Origin of the sequence: Streptomyces sp. OfavH-34-F (genome assembly GCF_022347745.1) — a bacterium.
Taxonomy (GTDB): Bacteria; Actinomycetota; Actinomycetes; order Streptomycetales; family Streptomycetaceae; genus Streptomyces.
Genome location: NZ_JAKRGC010000356.1, coordinates 1 through 6,027 on the forward strand (window position 1 = coordinate 1; position 6,027 = coordinate 6,027).

Genomic DNA, 6,027 nt, shown 5'->3' on the forward strand with positions numbered 1-6,027 from the left:
CGCCCCGGCCGCCGTGCCGCCGCCGTCCCCGCTCCCGCCCCCGTCGCCGGAGGAGGAGCCGCAGGCGGCCAGCACCGCCGTCGCCAGGGCGACGGCGGCACCGGTCAGGTACGGATGCCTCATCCACCCGTCCTCAGCGCGTAGTGGGCGGCGACCTGCGAGCCGCTCAGCACGGTGGGGTACACCGCGGTCTCGTCGATCTGCCCGGCGAAGTAGTTGCTGGACGGCCGGTTGGGCCAGGTGGCGAGATTGTCGCCGCCGACCCGCCAGTAGCCGGTGTAGTTCGCGTTCTTGGTGTACAGCGGGTTCCAGGCGCGGCGCTGCCCGTCCACGTACAGGGACATGCCGTCCGCCCCCTGGGTGGCGACGACGTGGTGCCAGGCACCGTCGTTGTAGGCCCCGGTGGTGCTGACGGTCTGGCCGCCGTTGTAGCTGGTGCCGAAGGTCAGCCGCCCGTTGTTGAGCATGTACACGTGCTTGTCGTACTTGCCGCTCAGCTCCATGGTGTTGCTGCCGAAGCCGATGATCTTGCCTCCGCGGGTGGTCGTGGTCTTGATCCAGGTCTCCACGGAGTACGTCGTGACGCCGGACCTGCTCCGGTTGCTGTACGCGTACTCGTCGGTGCCGTTGAACCCGATCGCGGTGGAGGGCCCGGCGACGGCGGCCGGCGTCTGCCGGTACGCGGGCGAGTTGCGCAGGAACCCGTTGTCCAGCCCGTCCGTGGTGTCGGCGGCGAACGTCGAGGTGCCCTCGTCGTACCGCCAGTACAGCTGTGCCCCGTCCGCGAGGACGCGCTGCGGATAGGCCTCGGCCTTCGAGGCGACGACGGCCGTCACGGCGGGCGACTTGGCGCTGGTGTTGGTGCCGTCGCTCGCGCTGATCCGGTACGTGTGCGTCTCGCCCGGTGCCACGTCGGTGTCCGTCCACCGCAGCTGCGGCCGGTCCCAGAAGACCGAGTAGCCCGTCGTGGTGTACACCGGGGTGCTCGCCCCGTCCTTGTAGACGCGGTAGGTGAGCGTCCCGTCGTCGGTGTCGAAGCTGGTCTGCCAGTTGACGTCCACCCGGTCCGGCGCCACCGTCGACACGCTCACGTTCGGCACCCAGGGCGCCCCCGTGTCCGGGCCGTCCGCGAAGCGGGTGAGCCCCTGCTGCGGCTTGCTGTTGACCGTGGTGAACTCGCCGCCCACCCAGAGGTAGTGGTGGCCGCCCTTGCCGGTCTGCGCCATCACGCGCGGCCCGACCGGCTCACCGATACCGTCGTTGGTGTCCGGGAACCACGGCAGCAGCTTCGGGTCGTCCACCGACTGGGCCAGCAGATGCTTGCGCGGCTGGTCGGGGAAGGCGCCCATCGACGCGCAGTCGTGCGCGTGGCTGCCGCTGTAGAGCACCCCGTTGTGCACCAGGATCGCCTGGGTGGCCCCCAGGCAGGTGTCGCGCCACACCTGGTCGAACGTGGTGAGGTCGAGGGCGATGCGGCCGTCGAACACCCCGCCCCCGGTGCCCTCGTTGGCGGTGTAGAACTGCGTGGCGTCGCTGGTGAGGTCCTGCACCGTGGAGGTGTTCGGGATGAAACCCGGATAGCCCCGGACGAGCGCCCCGGTGGTGGCGTTCACCACGGCCAGCGCGTGGCTGGTGGTGTTGTTCACCTTGAAGAAGTCACCGCCGAGCACCACGTTCCGGCCGTCCGGCGTGACCTCCAGGGCCCGGCCCACCTCGTCCGCGTTCGCCGTCCACGGCTTCAGCGCGGCGTCGGTGGTGACGGCGGCGAAGTAGTTGCGGTTCTGCCCCTCCACGCTGTTGAAGTCGCCCCCGAGGTACACCGTGTCGCCGGTGACCGCGAGCGCCCGCACGGTGGCGGACACGGCGAGCTTGAAGTCCTTGCGCGGGGTGCAGGTGGCGGTGTCGATGGCCGCGATGTTGCTCACGCCCTCACCGTTCACCGCCCCGAACCGGCCGCCCGCGTACAGCGTCGAGCCGTCCGGGGACAGGGCCAGCGCGCGTACCGTCGCGGTGCCCGAGGAGAGGGTGAACGACAGGGAGCAGTCGGTGGGCGCGCCCGTCGCGGCGTCGAACGCCGCGAAGTTGACGGCGGGCTGCTCCGAGGTGCCCGCCGCCGCCCCCGGGGGACGCAGGGTGGAGAAGGTGCCGCCCGCGTAGACCACCCCGTCGTCGGACGCGGCCATCGACCAGACGATGCCGTTGGTCTGCCAGGTGGACAGGTCGTCCGCGGTGATCGAGACCGGCGGGGTGAGGGCGGCCGCCTGCGGTCCGCTCGCCGCGGCGGCGCTCAGGGCCCCGGCGAGCAGGCAGAGCGCCGCGGCCGTGGCCCGCGTCCGGCCGGGCCGGCGCCCCGTGGTTGGTTTCATCATTCAGCTCCGAAGGTGAGAACGGGCTGCGGCCGGTGGGCCGCGGTTGCTGCCCCGCCCGGCCGGCTGCCGGTGGGGACGGTTGAGGGGGCGGGGCCTGGCGGCACCGCCCTACCGGTCCACCCGTACGGCGGTGCCGGCGAGTTCGTCGGCGAGCCTGCGCACATCGGCGTCGACCATGATCCGGGCCAGCTCCCGCGCCCGTACGGCCGGTTTCCAGCCGAGCAGCTCACCGGCCTTGGAGGCGTCCCCGATCAGCGCGTCCACCTCACTGGGCCGCTCGTACTTGGCGTCGTAGCGGACGTGGTCGCGCCAGTCGAGGCCGGCGTGCCGGAAGGCGTACTCCAGGAACTGCCGCACGCTGACGCCCTCGCCGGTGGCCACCACGTAGTCGTCCGGGGTGTCGCACTGGAGCATCCGCCACATCGCGTCCACGTACTCGGGGGCGTACCCCCAGTCGCGCACCGCGTCCAGGTTGCCCAGGTGCAGACGGCTCTGCAGCCCGGCCTGGATCCGGGCCACCGCGCGGGTGATCTTCCGGGTCACGAAGGTCTCCCCGCGGCGCGGGGACTCGTGGTTGAACAGAATGCCGTTCACCGCGAACATGCCGTACGCCTCGCGGTAGTTGACCGCCGCCCAGTACGCGTACACCTTGGCGACGCTGTACGGGCTGCGCGGGTGGAACGGGGTCAGCTCGTTCTGCGGGGGCGGGCTGGCGCCGAACATCTCGGACGACGACGCCTGGTAGATCCGGGTGTCGATGCCGCTGGCCCGGACCGCCTCCAGGAGCCGGACCGTGCCGAGCCCCGTGACGTCACCGGTGTACAGCGGTGCGTCGAAGGAGACCCGCACATGCGACTGCGCGCCCAGATTGTACACCTCGTCGGGGCGGATGTCCCGCAGCAGGTTCACCAGCGCGACCCCGTCGGAGAGATCGGCGTGGTGTAACACGAAGGACCGGTCCTCCTGCTCCGGGCCCTGGTAGATGTGGTCGATCCGCTCGGTGTTGAAGCTCGACGAGCGCCGGATCAGCCCGTGGACCGTGTAGCCCTTCTGGAGCAGGAGCTCGGACAGGTACGAACCGTCCTGTCCGGTCACCCCGGTGATGAGCGCGGTCTTCGCCACCTTTCCCCCTTCTGTCTCTGCCCGTGGGGCAGTTGGTCATGAAATCTCCCGAGGACGGGGTGGTCCGGGTAAAACGTCACCGTTGCCACCGGTCGCTGGCACAATCCGTCAGCATGACGACTGATCTCCCCGGCCCTCACCCGCAACGCGTCCCGTCCCTGTTACGCCCCGGTTCCCGTGTGTTCGTCGCCGGCCACCGGGGGCTGGTGGGTTCGGCGGTGGCCCGCCGTCTCACCGCCGACGGCCACGAGGTGATCACGCGCGGCCGCGACCTCCTCGATCTGAGGGACGCCGGCCGGACCGCCGCCTTCCTGCGCGGCATACGCCCGGACGCCGTGGTGCTGGCCGCCGCGCGGGTCGGCGGGATCATGGCGAACAGCACGTATCCCGTGCAGTTCATCGAGGACAACCTGCGCATCCAGCTCAGCGTGATCGCCGGCGCGCACGCGGCCGGCACCGAGCGGCTGCTCTTCCTCGGCTCGTCCTGCATCTACCCGAAGCTGGCCCCGCAGCCGATCCCGGAGAGCGCCCTGCTCACCGGGCCCCTGGAGCCCACCAACGAGGCGTACGCGCTGGCGAAGATCGCCGGCATCGTGCAGACGCAGTCCTACCGGCGCCAGTACGGCGCCTCCTACATCAGCGCCATGCCGACCAACCTGTACGGGCCCGGCGACAGCTTCGACCTGGAGACCTCGCATGTGCTGCCCGCCCTGATCCGCCGCTTCCACGAAGCCCGCGAGTCGGGCGCCCCGACGGTCACCCTCTGGGGCTCCGGCACCCCCCGGCGCGAGTTCCTGCACGTCGACGACCTCGCCGCCGCCTGCGTCCTCCTGCTGGAGCGCTACGACGACGACACCCCCGTCAACATCGGCTGCGGCGAGGACCTCACCATCCGCGAACTCGCCCAGACCGTCGGTGAAGTGACGGGATATCAGGGCGAGATCGCCTGGGACACCGGCAAACCCGACGGCACCCCGCGCAAACTCCTGGACGTCTCCCGGCTGACCGCCCTCGGTTTCACCCCGCGCGTCCCGCTGCGGGAGGGCGTGGCGGAAACCTACGCGTGGTGGCTGCGGCAGCGCGACGCCTGACCGCACCCGCCCGGCCCGGTGGCCCGCACCCGTCCACGGCGGGCGGGCCGCCCGGCCCCTGCGCACCGTGCCCATCCCGGCCCCCGCCCTCAGTACGCCCCGCGGCCGTCGGTGACGGCGCGCAGCGTACGGGCCATGAGCCCCATGTCCCCGGCCACCGACCAGTTGTCGACGTACCAGAGGTCCAGCGAGACGGTCTCCTGCCAGGACAGGTCCGAGCGGCCGCTGACCTGCCACAGGCCCGTCAGACCGGGTTTCACCGCGAGCCGGCGCAACTCGCGCTCGTCGTAACGGGACACCTCGTCCGGCAGCGGCGGACGCGGTCCGACCAGGGACATGTCACCCTTGAGCACGTTGACGAGCTGGGGCAGTTCGTCCAGGGACGAGCGGCGCAGCAGCCGGCCGAGCCGGGTGACCCGGGGGTCGCGGCGCATCTTGAACATGGGGCCGTCGTTCTCGTTCACCGCCGCCAGCCGCGCCTTGTGCCGCTCGGCGTCCACCACCATCGTGCGGAACTTCCACATGACGAAGGGCCGGTTGTGCCGTCCCTGGCGGATCTGCCGGTGGAAGACCGGCCCCTTCGAGGTGAGCCGCACCGCCACCGCGATCAGCAGCATCAACGGGGCCAGGGCGACCAGGCCGCACGCGGCCCCCGCCCGGTCCACCGCGGCCTTGAGGACCGGCTGGAGCCCCCGGCGCAGCGGCGGCGCGATGTGCAGCAGGGTCAGCCCGGCCACCGACGACGGCCGCACCCGGTCCGCCGAGGTCTCCGACAGATGGGCGAGGACGGAGAGTTCGAGCCCTCCGTCGTGCAGCCCCCAGGACAGGCGCCGCAACCGGTCCGCGGTGAGCCGCGGACCCGGCACCACCAGCGCGAGGTCCGCCTCGTGGGCGAAGGCCGCGCCCAGCACCGTGGAGGCGTCGTCCCCCGCGGGCTCCGGGGCCAGCCGCCCCGGCACCGGCACCTCGCAGGCCAGCGGGGCCGTGCCCACCGGCAGGGCGGCCACCACCAGGTGGCCGTGGCCCGCCCGCGAGGTCAGCAGCCCCACCGCCCGGTCCACGCCCTCGGCCTCACCGACCACCAGCACCCGGCGCACCGTACGGCGCCGCCCGGACCGGTGGACCCCACGCGCCCAGGAGGCGCCCGACGCCGTCAGCAGGCCGGGCACCAGCGCCATCACGGCCGCCGCCGGATCGATGGACCGGTCGACCACGGTCCACAGCACCGCCAGCACACCGATGAGCAGCAGCCAGTCGCCGGGCGTGGTCAGCGCCCCCGGTGGCCGCCCCGGCAGGGGTAACGCGTATCTGCCCCGCCCCGCCCGTATCCCGCACCACACCGCGGTGGCCGCGAGCGCCCCGGCGACGGCCCCGGGCTGTCCGCCGGCGCGGAGCACCAGCCAGGCGGGTAACCCCAGCCCGGCCGCCTCCACGCACACCACCAG

General features: G+C 72.4%; 4 protein-coding genes. 1 reads left to right on the forward strand and 3 read right to left on the reverse strand.

What is annotated here, in order from left to right; genetic code table 11:
• Nucleotides 1-119: 119 nt before the first annotated feature.
• Complete coding sequence (locus tag MHW47_RS30735; RefSeq protein WP_239227152.1) at nucleotides 120-2,366, reverse strand: LamG domain-containing protein; 2,247 nt, start codon at nucleotides 2,364-2,366, stop codon at nucleotides 120-122.
• Between the two features lie 111 nt (nucleotides 2,367-2,477).
• A complete protein-coding gene (gmd, locus tag MHW47_RS30740; RefSeq protein ID WP_239227149.1) occupies nucleotides 2,478-3,491 on the reverse strand; it encodes a GDP-mannose 4,6-dehydratase in 1,014 nt (337 codons plus the stop codon).
• Between the two features lie 113 nt (nucleotides 3,492-3,604).
• Between gmd and MHW47_RS30745 the strand changes: the two genes are divergently transcribed.
• Nucleotides 3,605-4,582: a GDP-L-fucose synthase gene (locus MHW47_RS30745; RefSeq protein ID WP_239227150.1), complete on the forward strand. Its 978-nt coding sequence runs from the start codon at nucleotides 3,605-3,607 to the stop codon at nucleotides 4,580-4,582.
• Nucleotides 4,583-4,671: 89 nt separating this feature from the next.
• Here the strand turns inward: MHW47_RS30745 and MHW47_RS30750 are convergent.
• A partial coding sequence (locus MHW47_RS30750) for a sugar transferase (protein ID WP_239227151.1) occupies nucleotides 4,672-6,027 on the reverse strand: 1,356 nt, incomplete at its 5' end.

What these genes read in the sequence shown, in the direction of transcription:
- MHW47_RS30735 (WP_239227152.1), bottom strand. Translation starts at nt 2,366, where the DNA reads ATGAAACCAACCACGGGGCGCCGGCCCGGCCGGACGCGGGCCACGGCC.
- MHW47_RS30745 (WP_239227150.1), top strand. Translation starts at nt 3,605, where the DNA reads ATGACGACTGATCTCCCCGGCCCTCACCCGCAACGCGTCCCGTCCCTG.